The sequence below is a fragment of the Methyloceanibacter stevinii genome, from assembly GCF_001723355.1.
Classification (GTDB): domain Bacteria; phylum Pseudomonadota; class Alphaproteobacteria; order Rhizobiales; family Methyloligellaceae; genus Methyloceanibacter; species Methyloceanibacter stevinii.
On record NZ_LPWE01000012.1, the window covers coordinates 57,879 to 76,768 of the forward strand.

Sequence of the window (18,890 nt, forward strand, 5' to 3'; positions counted from 1 at the left end):
GGCCCTATGACCGAACAGCTCAATCTTCTGCCGCTTCTTCCAGAACTCACCTTGGCCATCGGCGCCATGGCGCTGCTCATGGTGGGCGTGGGTGGCCGTGACGGCGAGCGCAGTGAACTCGTGTTGTGGCTCTCGGTAGCCGTGCTGATCCTTGCCGGCGTGTTCGTCGCCATGGGCGAGGGCACGGTGACCGTGTTCGGCAACAGCTTCATCGTCGATCCCTTCGCGCGCATGCTGAAGCTGCTCGCCCTGACCGGCGCGGGCGTCGCGCTGATCATGTCGCGGGACTTCTGGCGTGACGAAGGCGGCCTGAAATTCGAGTACCCGGTGCTGTTGCTGCTCGCGACCACCGGCATGCTGATGATGATCTCGGCCAACGATCTCATCGCGCTCTATGTCGGCCTCGAACTGCAGAGCCTCGCGCTCTACGTGGTCGCCGCCTTCAAGCGGGATTCGACGCGCTCATCCGAAGCCGGCATGAAGTATTTCGTCCTCGGCGCGCTGTCGTCGGGCATGCTGCTCTATGGCGCCTCGCTGATCTACGGTTTCACCGGATCCACTGTCTTTTCCGAAATCGCGAACGCGGCTCAGCCGTCCGGCGACAATCTCGGCCTGATCTTCGGCCTTGTGTTCCTGCTGACCGGGTTCGCCTTCAAGATCTCGGCGGTGCCGTTCCATATGTGGACACCGGACGTCTATGAGGGCGCACCGACTCCGGTGACTGCCTTCTTCGCCGCCGCCCCGAAGATCGCTGCCATGGCACTCTTCATCCGGGTCGTGGTTTCGGCCTTTCCGGCAATTACCGACCAGTGGCAGCAGATCGTCGTCTTCCTGTCGCTCGCCTCCATGGGACTCGGCGCCTTCGCCGCGATCGGCCAGCGCAACATCAAGCGCCTGATGGCTTACAGCTCCATCGGCCATATGGGTTTCGCGCTGGTGGGACTTGCGGCCGGCACGGAGCAGGGCGTCCAGGGCGTGATCATCTATCTCGCGATCTATCTCGTGATGACGCTCGGCACCTTTGCCGTCATCCTGTCGCTCCGCCGCGACGGCGAAATGGTCGAGGAAATCGATCAGCTCGCGGGGCTCTCCCGGACAAGCCCGCTCATGGCCCTTGCGCTGGCGGTGCTGCTTTTCTCGCTGGCCGGCATCCCGCCGCTCGCCGGCTTCTTCGCAAAGTTCTACGTGTTCCTCGCGGCCGTCGAGGCGGGGCTCTACGCGCTTGCGATCATCGGTGTCCTGCTCAGTGTCGTAGGCGCCTTCTACTATTTGCGCATCGTGAAGCTCATGTATTTCGACGAACCCGTGAAAGGCTTCGAGCCGATGCCGCGCCCCTTGGCCATCGTGCTGGGAGCGGCCGGGCTTTTGATCGCGCTCTTCTTCGTTTATCCGTCTCCGCTTGTCGCGGCGGCCGGAACTGCTGCAAAATCGCTCTTTTGAACTCAGCAGTCGTCTGACGAAACGGGGCGCATCCGTCCCGCCGCTTTTATTGAACCGCTAGCCGGATCCGCCTATCTGCATGAACCAATTCGCGCGCACCACACCGAAGCTTCCCGCGGGCTATCGCCTCGTCCAGCTGGACACGGTCGATTCGACCAACGACGAAGCCAAGCGCCGCGCGGATATGGGTGAGCCGGGGCCCTTGTGGATCTGGTCGGCACGCCAATCCATGGGGCGGGGACGGGCAGGGCGGCAATGGACTTCGCAAGTCGGCAATCTCTTCGCCAGTCTCCTGGTCCGCCTCAACTGCCCGCTCCAGACCGCGAGCCAGCTCGCCCTCGTGGCCGGCATCATTACCTACGAGACGATCTCGAAATTGATCGCCTATGAAGGCCGTTCGAAGCTGCTCCTCAAATGGCCCAACGATGTGCTGCTGGACGAAGAGAAGATCGCCGGCATGCTGCTCGAGAATCTCGGCGCGCCGGGCGACAGGCGCTCGGCGGTCGTGATCGGCACCGGCATCAATTTGGCGAGCCATCCCGAGGGGCTGCCGCAGCCTGCCGTGAGCTTGGATGCCTACGGCCTGAGCGTCCCACCGGCAAAGGCACTCGAAGTGCTCGCAGCCACGACCCATGAATGGCTGAAACGCTGGGACGAAGGCGCAACCTTCCCGTCCGTTCGCCGCGCCTGGCTCGACCGTGCGGGCCCCACGGGACGAAAGCTTGTCGTGCAGATCGGCAGCGAACGTATCGAAGGCACCTACGAGGGCCTCGATTTGGAGGGGGCGCTACGCCTCAAGACCGACAGCGGCAAGCGCACCATCGCGGCCGGCGATGTCTTCTTCGCGTCCTGACGCCATGGCTGCAAAGGAATCCAAAAACAAGAACCGGTTCGTCTTCGTCCCCATCGGCGGTGTGGGCGAGATCGGCATGAACCTGTACCTCTACGGGTACGGTCAGAAGAACGCCTATACCTGGCTCATCGTCGATATGGGCGTGACCTTCGGCGGCGAGTACGAGCCGGGCATCGACGTCATCTTGCCCGACATTCGTTTCCTGGAAGAAGAACGCCACAACATCGCGGGGCTGGTGCTGACCCATGCCCATGAAGATCATTACGGCGCCATCCCCGATCTTTGGCCCTTGATTGGGCGGGTTCCGATCTATGCCACGCCATTCACGGCGGCAATGCTGCGCGGAAAGCTGAGCGAGGCGCGCATGGACGACGACGACCTGCCGCTCGAAATCGTGCCGCTGGGCGCACGGCGCAAGATCGGTCCGTTCGATGTCGAACTCATCTCGATGTCCCATTCGATTCCCGAGCCTACGGCGCTGGCCATCCGCACGCCGCTCGGAACGGCGCTCCACACGGGCGACTGGAAGCTCGACGAGACGCCGCTGACGAGCCCGCCGACGGATGAGAACCGCCTGCGCGAGATCGGCCGCGACGGTGTCGATGCGCTGATCTGCGATTCGACAAACGCCATTCGTGAAGGCGTCTCGCCTTCGGAAGCCGAGGTCGCGGAGAACCTGATCACGCTGATCAAGAAAGCCCCGGCTTGCGTCGCCGTCACGACTTTCGCCTCCAATGTCGCCCGGCTGGGCTCGGTGGCAAAGGCGGCCCAAGCCGCGGGGCGCGAACTCGTCGTCGTCGGACGCGCCATGTACCGGGTGATCGAAGCGGCCCAGGCGACCGGCTATCTCGATCCGGAACTGAGCTTTCATCAGGAAACGGCCTTCCGGCAATTCCCAGGCGACAAGGTCGTGGCGCTGTGCACGGGAAGCCAGGGCGAGCCACGCGCGGCGTTGTCGCGTATCGCGGCGGGAGAGCATCCGCATGTCTCTCTCAGGAAAGGCGACTGGGTGATCTTCTCGTCGCGCACAATCCCGGGGAACGAGAAATCCGTCGGGCGGATACAGAATGCGCTGTCCGACAACGCCGTCGAGATCCTCACCGACCAGGACGCGCTTGTGCACGTGTCCGGCCATCCGCGTCGCGGGGAATTGGAGCAGCTTTATTCCTGGGTGAAGCCGGCCATCGCGGTGCCGATGCACGGTGAGGGACGCCATCTGGAAGCGCACGCCGAACTGGCAGAGGACCTCGGCGTCCCGGAAGTCGTCCGGGCTCGCAACGGCACGCTGGTGCAGCTTCTGCCGAAGCCGGCGGGCATCGTCGATGACGTGCCCGTGGGCCGGCTCTATCGCGACGGCTACATACTGACGTCATCCGACGAGGGCCAGGTCCGGGATCGCCGCAAGCTCAGCTTTGCCGGCATCGCCGCCGTGTCCCTTGTCTTGACCACGAAAGGCGAACTGGTCGCCGACCCCGAAGTGACGCTGACGGGGCTGCCCGAGGAAGACAATGACGGCGTTCCGCTCGAGGAGATTGCCCGCGACGCCGCCATTGGAACGGTCGAGAGCATCCCGCGCCCGCGCCGCAAGGACCCGCAGCTTGTCTCCGAAGCGGTACGCCGCGCCGTTCGGGCGGCACTCGGGCAGGCCTGGGGCAAGAAGCCCATCTGTACCGTGTTGACGACCGTGCTCTAACCGCCGCAGAAAGAGGCCTTGAACGCCGCAATTGCCGTTTAGACTGAGGTCGAGATCCCTATGCGAACCTGGAGCAGAGATACATGATTGGCCGTTTGAACCATGTGGCGATCGTCGTGCCGGACCTGGCGGCCGCGACCGCCGTCTATCGCGACACGCTCGGTGCGACAGTCTCTCCGGAGGAAGATCAGCCGGAGCACGGTGTACGGACGGTTTTCATCGAGTTGCCGAACACGAAGGTCGAACTCCTGGGCGTCCTTGGCGACAACTCACCGATCGCGGCCTTTCTTGAGCGCAACCCGAGCGGCGGCATCCATCACATCTGCTACGAGGTGCCGGATATCATGGAAGCGCGCGATCAGCTCACCAAGGAGGGCGCGCGTGTGCTTGGCGACGGCGAACCGAAGATCGGCGCCCACGGCAAGCCGGTTCTGTTCCTTCACCCCAAGGATTTCTGCGGCACCTTGGTCGAACTCGAAGAGGCTTAGGCCATGAGTCTCGCCTTCGGCGTCGCCATCTACTTCGTGATCTGGTGGGTTGTGCTCTTCGCCATCTTGCCCTGGGGCGTGCGCACGTCCGAGGAAGCGGGCGAAGCCAGCAATCCGGGTTTCGCCGACAGTGCGCCCCACAAGCCTAGATTGCTGCCGAAGATCGTCGCCACGACCATCGTGTCCGGCATCGTCTTCGCCTTCATCTACGCCATCATGGTGCATCACATCATCAGCTCGACGACATTCCGTTCTTCCCACGGTACGAGCGGGTTCAGGAAGCGCCTCGAGCAAATTGAGATGTGAATGGAAGGCTGGCGCGCGGGTGGGCCTAAAAAAAAGCAAGGTCCCTAAGGACCCTGCTTTCTTAGTATTTACTCCTTTTCTTCACTACCGGGACAGCTCTCGAGGAGCGGGGCGGTGAAGCGGCTGCGCTTATCCATCGGGTGGATGCGCGCCAGGAGTCTTTCCTCCCAAGACTTGGACCCAAATAGTCTTTGCCACTAAGTGGTCGTTGACATTGTCCAATCTCTAAACGCTTCACGTCACAACCTACGGGGGCTGAGCGCTCTTGCGTTGTGGGCGGACCCTAGCTTGGCCGCGCCAAATTGTCACCATGATTGTGACCGGTCGACGCAGATTTATTCGAAAAATCGATCACTTCATTTGCGAACCAAAAGAAAGTCGGCCTTCTGACTGCTCAAACCGGAAAAAACTGCCTTAAAGAGCGGCACACGCCCTAACTGACCAAAACCATAGCGCGCTTTCAGCCACAATTTCGACCGCAAGCACCGGGCGCGCGCGTGTACCAACGTCGAGGAGGAGTCGACTGGGGGAATCATCGCGGCAAACCGGCAAAGGTTGCGCGGCTCGATTGCCACCATGGGCGAACTTGTCTATTAGCCGCATCTAGGGTGCGTCATGGTGCCATCGCCGCCGCTTGCAGCCCCGAGATCAAACGCGGCCGGCCCTCCATGGCCTCGGCCACATCAACGCCTTCAGAGCTTCACGATGCGCCTCAGCCGTTTCTTTATGCCCATCCTGCGTGACGACCCCAAAGAGGCGGAAATCGTCTCCCACCGGCTCATGCTCCGCGCAGGCATGATCCGCCAGTCGAGCGCTGGCATCTACACTTGGCTCCCTCTGGGTTACCGGGTTCTGAGCAAGATCGAGCAGATCGTGCGTGAGGAGCAGGACCGGGCAGGGGCGCTCGAACTCCTGATGCCGACGATCCAATCCGCCGATCTGTGGCGCGAGAGCGGACGCTACGACGACTACGGCAAGGAGATGTTGCGCATCCAGGACCGGCATGAGCGCGACATGCTCTACGGTCCGACCAACGAGGAGCTGATCACGGCGATCTTCCGCGACGGCGTGAAGTCCTACAAGGATCTGCCGCGCATCCTCTACCACATCCAATGGAAGTTCCGGGACGAGATCAGACCGCGGTTCGGCGTCATGCGCGGCCGCGAATTCCTGATGAAGGACTCCTACTCCTTCGACCTCACCCAGGACGACGCCCGCAAGTCCTACAACAGAATGTTCGTCTCTTACCTGCGCACCTTCGCCCGCATGGGGCTGAAGTCGATCCCCATGGCGGCCGAAACCGGCCCGATCGGCGGCGACCTCTCACACGAGTTCATCATCTTGGCTGAAACAGGCGAAAGCGAAGTCTATTGCCACAAAGACTATCTCGCGATGGAGCCGCCTGGCGCCGACCTCGACTACGACGGCGACCTCGCGCCGCTCGTCCAAGACTGGACCGGCCGATACGCGGCCACCTCTGAGATGCACGATGCCGCGCAGTTCGAATCCGACGTCCCCGAGGCGGACCGCGTCACCGCGCGCGGTATCGAAGTCGGCCACATCTTCTTCTTCGGGACGAAATACTCCGAAGCGATGGGCGCCAAGGTACAAGGCCCCGACGGGGACTTGATCACCGTCGAGATGGGCTCTTACGGCATCGGCGTATCCCGCCTTGTCGGAGCGATCATCGAAGCCTCTCACGACGAGGCAGGCATCATCTGGCCGCAATCAGTGGCGCCGTTCGACCTCGGTCTCATCAACCTGAAGGTTGGCGATGCGGACACGGATGCCGCGTGCGAGGGCTTCTACGCACGGCTGCAAAATGCGGGCTTCGACGTGCTATACGACGACCGCGACGATCGCGCCGGCGCGAAATTCGCCGCCATGGACTTGATCGGTCTCCCTTGGCAGTTGATCGTTGGGCCGAAAAGCCTGAAAGCCGGCGAGGTCGAACTCAAGGAACGTGCGACCGGCGCTCGCCATAGTCTCACCTTCGACTCGGCGTTGACTATGCTGACCGATGCAATGACAGGCCGCACGAGGGAAGGCGCATGAGCGCGAGTGACACCGTAGCCGGACAAGTCGAAAGCCCGGCGGCACCGACCACGCGCCCCTTTGCGCCCTTCGAATGGCTGGTGGCGCTGCGGTACCTGCGCGCGCGCCGCAAGGAAGGCTTCATCTCCGTCATCGCCGGCTTTTCCTTCATCGGCATCATGCTCGGCGTGGCGACACTGATCATCGTCATGGCGGTCATGAACGGCTTTCGACAGGAGCTGTTCGACAAGATGCTGGGGCTGAACGGCCATGTGGTCGTGCATAGCGTCGGGCAGTTCAAGGACTATGACGAGGTCTCCAAGCGCATTGCGAACGTGCCCGATGTGAAGCACGCGCTCCCGCTTGTCGAAGGCCAGGTGCTCGCATCGACGCCGCTCGGCTCTACCGGAGCCCTGGTGCGCGGCCTGCGCGAAGACGATCTCAAGAGCCTCAAGGCGATTTCGAGCAAGGTTCATTTCGGCACGCTCGACGGCTTCGACGACAATCCCGGCATCGCCATCGGCAGCCGCATGGCGAACACGCTCAACGTCAAGGTCGGAGACAGCGTCTCGATCCTGACACCGCGCGGTGCGTCAACCCCGCTCGGCACGGCGCCGCGCATCAAACGCTATCCCGTCGTAGCGATCTTCGAGATCGGTATGTCCGAATACGATGCGAGCATCATGTTCATGCCGCTGAACGAGGCGCAGATCTATTTCAATCAGCCTGACTCGGTGACGGTTCTCGAAGTGGTCCTGAAATCACCGGACGAAGTTGCCGAACTCGCGCCCGCTATCCTCCAGGCCGGCGGACCGTCCATCTATGTCACCGACTGGCGCCAGCGCAACGCGACCTTCTTTTCGGCCCTTCAGGTCGAACGCAACGTGATGTTCTTGATCCTGACACTGATCGTTCTGGTGGCGGCACTCAATATCATTTCAGGCCTGAAGATGCTCGTGAAGGACAAGGCGCGCGACATCGCGATCCTTCGAACCATGGGAGCCACGCGCGGCTCCGTGATGCGCATCTTTCTGATCGCGGGCGCCACGATCGGCGTCGCCGGGACGCTGGCCGGGCTTGCCCTCGGCGTGCTCGTCTGCCTGAACATCGACCACATCCGCTGGTTCGTCTCCTGGCTTACGGACACCGAACTCTTCCCGGCCGAGCTCTACTACCTCTCCGAGCTGCCGGCGGAGATGGATTCGGGTGAGACGACCTCGGTCGTGATCATGGCGCTGACGCTCTCCGTTCTGGCCTCGGTCTATCCGGCCTGGCGCGCCTCCCGGCTCGATCCGGTTGAAGCGCTGCGCTACGAGTAGGGGGAACCGTGGACGCGATCGAAAGAACGCCGGCATTGCAACTCGTCGATCTCGAGCGGGGCTTCACGCAAGGTGACCGCCGCATCGATGTCCTGAAGCTGGCCAACGCGAGCTTCTATCCGGGTGAGACCGTGGCGCTGCTCGGCCCTTCGGGCGCCGGCAAATCGACCCTGCTGCATATTGCGGGCCTCTCGGAGAAGCCGGACGCAGGCAGCGTGATCATCAACGGCCGCGACTGCGTCACATCGGGAGACAACGAGCGGACGCGCATCCGCCGGATGGAAGTGGGATTCGTCTACCAGTTCCACCACCTGTTGCCTGAGTTCTCGGCGCTGGAGAACGTGATGCTGCCACAGCTCGTGCTCGGCCGCTCCAAGAACGATGCCGAAGCCCGGGCCAAAGCGCTTTTGGACCCGCTCGGTCTCAAGGACCGCTGGACACACCGGCCGGCAGAACTCTCCGGCGGCGAGCAGCAACGCGTCGCCATCGCGCGCGCCGTGGCAAACCAGCCCAAGGTACTTCTTGCCGACGAGCCGACGGGGAACCTCGATCCAACCACCGCCGACAAGGTCTTCGACCAGATGATGCACCTCGTCCGGGACGAGGGGGTCGCGGCCGTGATTGCGACCCACAATCTCGATCTGGCCGCGCGCATGGATCGGGTCCTGCGCCTGACCGACGGCTTGCTTGTGGAGGAAAAGGTCGCCGTCGTGGAAGCGGTCGGCTAGGCACCTTGCCATACGGGCTCAAGGGTCCACAATTCCGTCGAGCAGCCCGGTGAGTCTCTGACCGCCCCCAAGACGGAACATCATGAGCGAAAACAAACCCTTCGTGCACCTTCGCGTGCATTCCGCCTATTCCTTGCTGGAAGGCGCGCTCAAGATTCCGAAGCTCGTCGAGCTGGCCAAGGCCGACGCGGCGCCCGCCCTGGCGCTGACCGACTCCAACAATCTATTCGGCGCGCTCGAATTCTCCGAGGCCGTGTCCGGCGCCGGCATCCAGCCCATTGTCGGCTGCACGCTGAACCTGACCTTTGAGAAGGCCGGCAAGAAGGGAGCGGCCCCGGAGCCGTTGAACCAGACGCCGGATGGCCGCATAGCGCTCCTTGCCAAGGACGAGGCCGGCTACGGCAATCTGATGGAGCTGACGAGCCGCGCTTATTTCACGGCGGCGGAGACGGGGGAGGCCTTCGTCACCATCGATGAACTGGCGGAACATTCGCAAGGCTTGATCGCACTCAGCGGTGGGCCCGAGGGCCTCATCGACACGGCCTTCGCGGACGGGAACGCGGAGCTTGCTCGTGCCCGCGTCGAGGCGCTTCATTCCATCTTCGGAGACCGCTTCTATATTGAACTCCAACGCCATGGTCTCGCAAAGGAAAGGGCCGTCGAGCCCCACCTGGTGCAGCTGGCCTATGAGCGGTCGATCCCGCTCGTGGCGACCAATGAGCCGTTCTTCGCCACCACGGACGATTTCGAGGCCCATGACGCCCTGATCTGCATCGCGCAAGGCAGCTACGTCGCCGTTGACGAGCGCCGGCGCCTCAGCCCCGAGCACTATTTCAAGTCCGCGGCCGAGATGCGGGCTCTATTTGCCGACCTGCCCGAGGCCATCGAGAACACGGCCGAGATCGCCCAGCGTTGCGCCTACCGGCCGCAAAAGCGCAGTCCGATCCTGCCGGCGTTTCTCTCCGGTGGCGAGGCAAGCGCCGCCCTTGCGGAGACCGAGGCCGAAGAACTGAAACGGCAAGCAGAAGAAGGACTTACCGCGCGTATTGCACAACACGGAACAGCCCCGGGGTCGGACGAGGCGGCCTATCGCGAGCGGCTCGCCTTCGAGCTCGAAATCATCACCCGCATGAACTATCAGGGCTACTTCCTGATCGTTTCGGACTTCATCAAATGGACCAAGGGGCAGGGCATCCCCGTGGGGCCGGGGCGCGGCTCCGGCGCGGGCTCGCTCGTCGCCTATGCGCTCACGATCACCGATCTGGACCCCATCCGTTTCGGGCTCCTGTTCGAACGCTTCCTCAACCCGGAACGCGTGTCCATGCCGGACTTCGATATCGACTTCTGCCAGGACCGCCGCGACGAGGTGATCGCCTATGTGCGCGACCGGTACGGGGCCGACCGGGTCGCGCAGATCATCACCTTCGGTAAGCTCCAGGCCAGGGCCGTGCTGCGCGACGTGGGGCGCGTGCTGCAGATGCCCTATGGGCAGGTGGACCGGCTCTGCAAGCTCGTCCCCATGAACCCGGCCAACCCTGTCACGCTGCCTCAGGCCATTGCCGGCGAACCGCGCCTGCAAGAGGAGCGCGACAAGGAGCCGATCGTCGCCAAGCTGCTCGACATCGGGCAACGGCTCGAAGGCCTCTACCGGCACGCCTCGACCCATGCGGCGGGCGTGGTGATCGCGGACCGGCCCCTGACCGAGCTGGTGCCGCTCTATCGGGACGCGCGCGCGCAGCTCCCGGCAACCCAGTTCAACATGAAATGGGCAGAAGCAGCCGGGCTGGTGAAGTTTGACTTTCTGGGGCTCAAGACGCTCACGGTCCTCGACATGGCGCGAAAGCTGATTGCCCGCGACGGCCCCGATATCGATCCGTCGAAGATCCCGCTCGACGACACCAAGACGTACGAGATGATCCAGCGGGCCGAGACGGTCGGCGTGTTCCAGCTGGAAAGCCAGGGCATGCGCGATGCCTTGCGCAAGCTGAAGCCCGACCGGTTCGAAGACATCATCGCCATGGTCGCCCTGTACCGGCCGGGCCCGATGGACAACATCGAGACTTTCGTGAACCGGAAGCACGGCAAGGAGAAGATCGAGAGCCTTCATCCCATGATCGAGCCAATCCTGGCGGAGACCTACGGCGTCATCATCTACCAGGAGCAGGTGATGCAGATCGCTCAGGTCCTGTCGGGCTACTCGCTGGGCGAAGCCGACCTGCTGCGCCGGGCCATGGGCAAGAAGATCAAGGCCGAGATGGATAAGCAGCGGAAGCGCTTCGTCGACGGTGCCGTGGCAAACGGCGTCGAGAAGGGCCGGGCGGAATACATCTTCGAACTGGTGGCAAAGTTCGCCGGCTACGGCTTCAACAAGTCCCACGCAGCGGCCTATGCGCTGATCGCCTACCAGACGGCCTATCTCAAGGCGAACTACCCACCCGAATTCGTGGCGGCGTCCATGACGCTGGACATGGGCAACGCGGACAAGCTCAACAGCTTCGCGCAGGAGGCGCGGCGGCTCGGCATCAAGCTCGAACAGCCGTCTGTAAACTACTCGGAAGTCGGCTTCATCCCGAATGGGAAGGCAATTCGCTATTCCCTTGCAGCACTTAAGAATGTCGGTCAACCAGCCGTCGAGTCCATCGTGGCGGAGCGGAACGCCAACGGGCTGTTCGCCGACATCTCCGACTTCGCACGCCGCTTGAACCCGCGCCACGTAAACAAGCGTGCCTTGGAGACTCTCGCGACCGCCGGACCCTCGACGAGCTCGGCATCGACCGGGCCACGGCGCTCGAGAACGTGGACCGGATGGTCCTCGCCGGGAACAGCGCGCAAGAAGCTCGCGCCGGCGGCCAGAACGACCTGTTCTTCTCCGGGCGGCAATCAGGCGCCGCCACCCATCGAACTGCGCAAGGCGGAGCCCTGGCTGCCGACGGACAGGCTTGCCAAAGAGTTCGAGGCTGTGGGCTTCTTCCTGACCGGGCACCCGCTCGACGAATACAGCGAGGTCCTCAAGTCTCTGGGCGTCGAGACCTGGACCGAATTCGCGGCCAAGGCCCAGACTAAGCGGGTGGTCGGTAGGCTCGCCGGCACGGTCCTGTCTTCGCGCGAGCGCAAAGGCAAGACCGGCAACCCCTATGCGTTTGTTGCCTTTTCCGACGCCACCGGCCAGTTCGAGGCGGTGATCTTCTCCGAAGCGCTGATTGCGGGCCGGGACCTTCTGGAAGCCGGATCGGTGGTGCTCCTCGACGTGGAAGCGGAAGCGGATGGCGAAACCGTGCGGGTCCGCGTTCAAGGGCTCTCATCCCTGGACAACACCGCCGAAGAGCGCTCTTCGGGCATGAAAGTCACCATGGACGATCCACAGGCCCTATCGCTGCTCGCCGCGCAGATCGACGCTGAAGGCGGGCAGGGACGGTTTCTCCTCCGTCTCCTCATCGACGGCAAGGAGGTCGAGTTCGACCTGCCGCAAGGCATCGATTCCACACCCCGCCAGCGCAGTGCGCTGAAGCTTCTGGACGGGGTCCTGGACGTCAGCGCGATCTAGGGCCTGCCGAAGTCCTCTGAGCCCTTGTTTTGGTGGCGCTTCCAGACTTGCCAAGCACGGGCGTGCCCCCTATAAGGCGCACCATCTCACACGCGGGGACAAAGCGTCACAAAGGGCCTCTATAACCTTTGCGCTCGCTCCGGTGACCGGTCTTTTGGCCGGTCTCTCACGCCCCGCGGCGGAAAAACCGGAAAAAGGAGTCTGCAGTCCCATGGCACTGCCCGATCTATCTATGCGCCAGCTCTTGGAAGCTGGTGTTCACTTCGGCCACCAGACGCATCGCTGGAACCCGAAAATGGCGCCGTTCATCTTCGGCTCCCGTAACAACATCCACATCATCGACCTGACCCAGACGGTGCCGCTGCTGCACCAGGCTCTGGTCGCTGTCTCCGACGTGGTGGCCAAGGGCGGACGCGTGCTCTTCGTGGGCACCAAGCGTCAGGCCACGGAAGCAATTGCCGAGGGCGCGCGCTCGTCGGCACAGTACTTCATCAATCACCGCTGGCTCGGCGGTACGCTGACGAACTGGCGCACCATCTCGCACTCCATCAAGCGCCTGAAGGCACTAGAGGAGTTGCTCGACGGCGAGCATCGCGGCCTCACCAAGAAAGAGCTGCTGCAACTGACCCGCGAAAGGGACAAGCTGGAGATCTCGCTCGGCGGCATCAAGGACATGGGTGCTCCGCCGGACCTCATCTTCGTGATCGACACCAACAAGGAGTCCATCGCGATCGCCGAGGCCCGCAAGCTGAATATCCCAGTCGTCGCAATCGTCGATTCCAACTGCGACCCGGACGGCATCAACTATCCCATTCCCGGCAACGACGACGCCGGCCGCGCGATCACGCTTTACTGCGACCTGATTGCCCGTGCCGCCATTGACGGCATCGAGCGCGGCCAGGGATCGGTTGGCGTCGATCTGGGCGAGGCCGAGGAGCCCATGGCCGAACCGGCCATCGAAGAGGCCCCGGCAACGGAAGCAGCCCCGGCCGAAGCCGGCAAAGCTGAGTCCACGGCAAGCGCGTAATTGAAAAGCCGAGCCCTGTCGGCCCGGAACAAGTGAAGAGGAACTGATGGCGACGATTACTGCGGCCATGGTCAAGGAGCTCCGCGAGAAGACCGGCGCGGGCATGATGGATTGTAAGTCGGCCCTGAACGAGAACGACGGCGACATGGAAGCCGCCGTCGATTGGCTTCGTGCCAAAGGCCTCGCCAAGGCGGCGAAGAAGGCCGGCCGTGTCGCCGCAGAAGCCCTGATCGGCATCGCGGAGACAGATACGGAAGCGGCCCTCGTTGAAGTCAATTCCGAGACCGACTTCGTGGCCCGGAACCCGACCTTCCAGGAAATGGTCACCGCCATCTCCAACTCGGCTGTGAAAGCAAAGGGCGACATCGAGAAGCTCGGCGCGGAAGCCTACAATGGCGGCAGCTCGGTCGCCGAAACGCTGAAAGAAATGGTCGGCTCGATCGGCGAGAACATGACCCTGCGCCGGACGGCCTATTTGGACGCCGGCAAGGGCGTGGTTGCGAGCTACATGCATAACCAGGCCGCGCCGGGTCTCGGCAAGATCGGCGTAATCGTCGCTCTGGAGTCGACCGGCGATGCGGAGACCGTGAGGGGCTTCGGCAAGCAGGTCGCCATGCACATCGCGGCGACGAACCCGCAAGCCATCGACACGGACAGCCTGGACCAGGATCTGGTCGAGCGCGAGCGTACCGTCCTCACCGAGCAGGCAAAAGAATCCGGCAAGCCGGACAACGTCATCGAGAAGATGGTCGAGGGCCGCTTGCGGAAGTTCTACGAGGAAGTGGTCCTGCTCAAGCAGCCCTTCGTGCACGATCCGGACAACACGGTTGCCAAGGCCATGGAGGCCGTCGGCAAGGATGCGGGCGCACCCGTCAAGATCGTCGGATTCTACCGGTTTGCCCTGGGCGAAGGCATCGAGAAGGATGAAGGCGACTTCGCCGCGGAGGTTGCCGCCGCTGCCTCGGGCGCATAGGGTTCAGGCGGTGCTCGGTATCGAGTCGCGCCTATCCAGCCTGGGTGGGCCGGGGTCATTTTCACCCGGCCAGTTTTCGGGTTAATCCCGCCATATTGCCGCCGGAGCCATGCGTTGATGGACACACCGTCTGCCGCGAAGTCGCGCTACAGGCGCGTACTCGTCAAACTCTCCGGGGAAGCTCTCGCCGGCGATAAGGGCTTCGGAATCGACCTCGATGTCATCGATCCGATCGCGAAGGACATCGCCGCCGCAGCGGCGATCGGCGTCGAGATCTGCGTCGTCGTCGGCGGCGGCAATATCTTCCGCGGCATGATGGCAGCCGAGGGCGGCATCGACCGCGCCCGCGCCGATTACATGGGCATGTTGGCGACAGTCATGAACGCGCTCGCGCTTCAGACGGCCATCGAACGGGCAGGGCAGACGGCCCGCGTCCTTTCCGCGATCCCGATGCCGACAGTCTGCGAGCCGTATATCCGGGACAAAGCGCTCGACCACCTTGCCAAGGGACGCGTCCTGGTGTTCGCCGGCGGGACCGGCAATCCATTCTTCACGACCGATACGGCCGCCGCTTTGCGGGCCGCCGAGATGGAATGCGAGGCGCTGTACAAGCACGCAGGTCGACGGAGTCTATTCCGCCGACCCAAAGAAGGTGCCGGATGCAAAGCGTTATGACCGGCTGAGCTATGCTGATGTCCTCAAGCAGGATCTGAGGATCATGGACGGGGCCGCAATCGCCCTTGCCCGCGACAACCGGATTCCGATAATTGTGTTCTCGATCAAGAACCAAGGCAGCTTGGCTCTTGAACTCCAAGGGCAAGGGGCCTCGACGACCATCGACGGCGGTTAAGCCGTCCCACACATTCGGAAACGCCAACACAACGCGCCAAAGCCGGCTCGGAACGCCGGAACGATGGCTGCTAGGGAAGACAAGATGTCCGACTTTGACTTGGATGAAATCGAACGGAGAATGCGCGGCGCGCTGAGCTCTCTAAAACACGAGTTCAGCGGGCTGCGCACCGGCCGCGCCAGCGCCAGCCTGTTGGATCCGGTGATGGTGTCCGCCTATGGAAACCCGATGCCGCTGAACCAGGTGGCGACCGTCAACGTTCCTGAAGCACGGATGATCACCGTGCAGGTCTGGGACAAGGGACAGGTACCAGCGGTTGAAAAAGCCATCCGCGAATCCGATTTGGGATTGAACCCGGTTGTCGAAGGCCAGCTCTTGCGCCTGCCGATCCCCGAGCTCAACGAGGAGCGGCGGCAGGAACTGGCGAAGGTCGCTCACAAATATGCGGAGCAAGGACGGATTGCCGTGCGCAACGTGCGCCGGGACGGCATGGAGCATTTGAAGAAGGCCGAGAAGGACGGCGACATGGGCAAGGACGAACACCATGCGCTGGCCAACAAGGTTCAGGATTTGACCGACAAGGTCATCAAGGAGATCGACGAGTCGCTCGCCACGAAGGAAGCGGAGATCATGCAGGTCTGACCAGGACCCGCATGCGGACGCTCGGTGGCCGGTTTCGGAGAAGCACGCAGTGACGCTCGTAGTGGACAACAAATGGGACAGTGAGACCCAGCCGGGTCCGCGCCATGTCGCCATCATCATGGACGGCAATGGCCGCTGGGCCTCGGAACGGCGCCTGCCGCGCGTTGAAGGTCACCGCCGCGGCGTCGAGGCCGTGCGCCGGGTTGTCGAGGCGTCGCGCGATCTCGGCATCACGCATCTCACCCTGTTCAGCTTCTCCTCGGAGAATTGGTCGCGACCCGCCGAGGAGATCAAAGACCTCTTCGGACTGTTGCGGCGCTTCATTCGGCGTGACCTCGCCGACCTCCACAAGAACGGCGTGCGCATTCGCATCATCGGATCCCGCACCAACCTCGACGACGATATTCAGCGCATGCTGGACGACGCGGTGGAGCTGACCAAAGAGAACACGGCACTAAATCTCACGATCGCGTTCAACTACGGCTCGCGCAACGAGATCACACGGGCGGCAACGCGCATCGCCGAAGACGTCAAGGCGGGAGCGCTCGCGCCGGACGATGTGACGGAGGAGCTTTTCGGGTCCTATCTCGACACGGACGGTCTGCCCGATCCGGACCTGCTCATTCGCACCTCCGGAGAATTGCGCCTTTCGAACTTCCTGCTGTGGCAGCTGGCGTATGCCGAGTTCGTATTCGTCGACACCTATTGGCCCGACTTCAACAAGACCCATTTCGAAGAAGCGATTGCCGAGTTCCAGCGGCGGAACCGCCGCTTTGGCGGCCGCACCGTGAGATCGACGGCGTGACGTCACCGTCGCCTTCCGAAGACAACTCCTCGCAGTCTCAGCGCAAACCGTTGCCGGAACTGTGGCGCCGGATCGGTTCCGCCGTGTTCCTGGCAGCACTGACGCTCGCCGCGCTCGTCCTCAGCCCCTGGACCTTCCTCGTCCTCGTCATCGCCTCGGCCATGGTCCTGACCTGGGAGTGGGGCTCGGCAACGCGGGCGACAGGCGGCGACGCCACCTCGATCATCCATATCGCTTGCGCAACCGCCGTCGTCATTTTTGTTGCGGTCCATAAGTACGAGTACGCAGCGATCATCTTTGCCGCCGCGATGGTGACGCTCCTCGTTTCCGGCTACCAGAAGAAGACGCCGAAGGAAGCGAAACTCGACGCGGGCGGCCTGGCCTATGTCGTGCTGCCCGCCGCCGCGCTTATTTGGCTGCGCAGCGACCCGAACCACGGGCTGACAGCCATCCTGTTTGTTCTCGTTGTCAGCTGGACCACGGACACGGCGTCGTATGTCGGTGGCCGGACATTCGGCGGCCCGAAATTCGCCCCGACGATCTCGCCGAAGAAAACCTGGAGCGGCTTCGTCATCGGCACCGCGACACCCATGCTGGTGGGCGTGCTCTTCGCGTACTATCTCGGCAACAGCTCGCCGGTGGCTCTGGCGCTGGTGGCATTAGTGCTTGCCTTCGCCTGCCAGATGGGTGACTTGCTTGAGAGCGCCGTGAAACGGAGCCTGGGCATCAAGGATATGAGCCAGCTTATTCCGGGCCATGGCGGCTTCTTCGACCGGATCGACAGCCTACTGATGGCGGCGGTCGTGGCCGCGTTGATCGCCCTGCGGAACCCTGAATTTCCGGCCGCCGGGCTCTTGATATGGTGAGGCGCGTACCCTGTTTCCCGTAAGAGAAAACGCCGACTCCGAGCCCCGTTCGAGCGCCAAGCAACCGAAGAGGATCAGCGTGCTCGGCGCCACCGGATCGATCGGCGAAAGCACGCTCGATCTCGTCGGGCGCAATCCCGACGACTACGAAGTCATCGCGCTGACCGGCAACAAGAACATCGCACGGCTCGCCGAACTTGCCGTGCAGCATGGCGCGAAGCTGGCCGTGACGGCGGATGCGGGAAGCTACAAGGACCTCCTGCTAGCGCTGGCGGGTACGGGCATCGAAGTGGCGGCCGGCCCGAAGGCTCTCTTGGATGCCGCGTCCCGTCCCGCGGATTGGATCATGGCCGCCATCGTCGGCGTCGCGGGACTCAGACCCACCTTGCGCGCCGTGAAGCAGGGAACGGCCGTCGCGCTCGCCAACAAGGAATGTCTCGTCTCCGGCGGGGAGATCTTCATGCGCGAGGTCGCCCGGCACGGCGCAACCCTGCTGCCCGTGGACTCCGAACACTCGGCTGCCCGCCAGGCCATGACCGGCACCGAACCCGACAAGATCGAGTCCGTCTGCCTCACGGCATCGGGCGGTCCCTTCCGGACCTGGAGTGTCGAGCAAATGGCGGAGGCCGGCCCCGAACAGGCCCTGAAACATCCGAACTGGTCGATGGGCGCGAAAGTCACGATCGATTCCGCGTCCCTCATGAACAAGGGGCTGGAGCTCATCGAGGCGCATCATCTCTTCGCGCTGCCGCCCGAGAAGCTGTGCGTGCTGGTGCATCCCCAATCCATCGTGCACTGCCTTGTGCAAATGACCGATGGGGCGGTGCTGGCTCAACTGAGCTGCCCGGATATGCGCACGCCGATTGCCTACAGCCTGGCCTGGCCGGAGCGCATGCATGTGCCCAATGAGCGCATCGATCTCGCCACGCTCGGCTCCCTGACCTTCGAAGCGCCGGACCCCGAACGATTCCCGGCCCTGCGTCTGGCCAAAGAGGTTCTGGACACCGGCGGCGGCGCCGGCGCCGTTCTGAACGCGGCCAACGAAGTCGCCGTTGCGGCGTTCCTCGAGAAGCGGCTAGGGTTCCTCGGAATCGCGGGGCTGGTGGAGACCACGCTGGTCGACTGTGCCGACCTGATCGCTCTCACCGCGGAAACCGCCGAGGATGTCTACGAGATCGACGAAGAAGCGCGCCGCCGGGCGAGGGATCGGCTGCCCCGTTGGCCGGGGGCAGACGCGGCGAACTAGAAACACAGCGCACCGGGCCGGTACCGGCATGCCGGGATGTGCCAAAATAGGCCTGCGCCGACAAACTGACTAAGAA

15 protein-coding genes and 1 pseudogene are annotated in these 18,890 nt (G+C 63.2%); all 16 read left to right on the forward strand.

The window, feature by feature from the left end; genetic code table 11:
• The first annotated feature begins 6 nt into the window (after window positions 1-6).
• The 16 genes and pseudogenes from nuoN to dxr all read left to right on the forward strand — a co-directional run bounded on the left by nuoN (window position 7) and on the right by dxr (window position 18,814).
• Window positions 7-1,440 carry an NADH-quinone oxidoreductase subunit NuoN gene (nuoN, locus tag AUC70_RS09805; RefSeq protein ID WP_069444708.1) on the forward strand — a complete coding sequence of 478 codons (1,434 nt, stop codon included), beginning with the start codon at window positions 7-9 and terminating at the stop codon, window positions 1,438-1,440.
• 79 nt (window positions 1,441-1,519) lie between these two features.
• Window positions 1,520-2,293, forward strand: coding sequence for a biotin--[acetyl-CoA-carboxylase] ligase (locus tag AUC70_RS09810; RefSeq protein WP_069444709.1), 774 nt, complete (start codon window positions 1,520-1,522; stop codon window positions 2,291-2,293).
• 4 nt (window positions 2,294-2,297) lie between these two features.
• Window positions 2,298-3,986, forward strand: coding sequence for a ribonuclease J (locus tag AUC70_RS09815; protein WP_069444710.1), 1,689 nt, complete (start codon window positions 2,298-2,300; stop codon window positions 3,984-3,986).
• A gap of 83 nt (window positions 3,987-4,069) precedes the next feature.
• Entirely contained in the window at window positions 4,070-4,474 is a 405-nt protein-coding gene (gene mce / locus AUC70_RS09820) for a methylmalonyl-CoA epimerase (protein WP_069444711.1), read from the forward strand.
• A 3-nt stretch (window positions 4,475-4,477) separates the two neighbouring features.
• Entirely contained in the window at window positions 4,478-4,780 is a 303-nt protein-coding gene (locus AUC70_RS09825) for a DUF1467 family protein (protein ID WP_069444712.1), read from the forward strand.
• A 705-nt stretch (window positions 4,781-5,485) separates the two neighbouring features.
• Entirely contained in the window at window positions 5,486-6,835 is a 1,350-nt protein-coding gene (proS, locus tag AUC70_RS09830) for a proline--tRNA ligase (RefSeq protein ID WP_069444713.1), read from the forward strand.
• Window positions 6,832-8,133 (forward strand): lipoprotein-releasing ABC transporter permease subunit, encoded by a 1,302-nt coding sequence (locus AUC70_RS09835; RefSeq protein ID WP_069444714.1) that lies wholly within the window; start codon window positions 6,832-6,834, stop codon window positions 8,131-8,133. The genes proS and AUC70_RS09835 overlap by 4 nt, the downstream gene beginning before the upstream one ends.
• Window positions 8,134-8,150: 17 nt before the next feature.
• The gene (locus tag AUC70_RS09840; RefSeq protein ID WP_069445085.1) at window positions 8,151-8,861 is read left to right on the forward strand and encodes an ABC transporter ATP-binding protein; all 711 of its coding nucleotides are present in this window, start codon (window positions 8,151-8,153) and stop codon (window positions 8,859-8,861) included.
• Between the two features lie 82 nt (window positions 8,862-8,943).
• On the forward strand, window positions 8,944-12,405 hold the full coding sequence (dnaE, locus tag AUC70_RS09845; RefSeq protein WP_069444715.1) for a DNA polymerase III subunit alpha: 3,462 nt from the start codon (window positions 8,944-8,946) through the stop codon (window positions 12,403-12,405).
• 211 nt (window positions 12,406-12,616) lie between these two features.
• Entirely contained in the window at window positions 12,617-13,432 is an 816-nt protein-coding gene (gene rpsB, locus AUC70_RS09850) for a 30S ribosomal protein S2 (protein ID WP_069444716.1), read from the forward strand.
• Window positions 13,433-13,478: 46 nt separating this feature from the next.
• Window positions 13,479-14,405 carry a translation elongation factor Ts gene (gene tsf, locus AUC70_RS09855; protein ID WP_069444717.1) on the forward strand — a complete coding sequence of 309 codons (927 nt, stop codon included), beginning with the start codon at window positions 13,479-13,481 and terminating at the stop codon, window positions 14,403-14,405.
• 117 nt (window positions 14,406-14,522) lie between these two features.
• Window positions 14,523-15,255 (forward strand): annotated as a pseudogene (gene pyrH, locus AUC70_RS09860) (UMP kinase).
• Between the two features lie 84 nt (window positions 15,256-15,339).
• Complete coding sequence (gene frr / locus AUC70_RS09865; protein ID WP_069444718.1) at window positions 15,340-15,897, forward strand: ribosome recycling factor; 558 nt, start codon at window positions 15,340-15,342, stop codon at window positions 15,895-15,897.
• Window positions 15,898-15,946: 49 nt separating this feature from the next.
• Window positions 15,947-16,702 carry an isoprenyl transferase gene (locus AUC70_RS09870; protein WP_069444719.1) on the forward strand — a complete coding sequence of 252 codons (756 nt, stop codon included), beginning with the start codon at window positions 15,947-15,949 and terminating at the stop codon, window positions 16,700-16,702.
• The gene (locus tag AUC70_RS09875) at window positions 16,699-17,568 is read left to right on the forward strand and encodes a phosphatidate cytidylyltransferase (protein WP_158007425.1); all 870 of its coding nucleotides are present in this window, start codon (window positions 16,699-16,701) and stop codon (window positions 17,566-17,568) included. The genes AUC70_RS09870 and AUC70_RS09875 overlap by 4 nt, the downstream gene beginning before the upstream one ends.
• A 79-nt stretch (window positions 17,569-17,647) precedes the next feature.
• Window positions 17,648-18,814: a 1-deoxy-D-xylulose-5-phosphate reductoisomerase gene (gene dxr, locus AUC70_RS09880; protein ID WP_342022018.1), complete on the forward strand. Its 1,167-nt coding sequence runs from the start codon at window positions 17,648-17,650 to the stop codon at window positions 18,812-18,814.
• The last annotated feature ends 76 nt before the right edge of the window (window positions 18,815-18,890 follow it).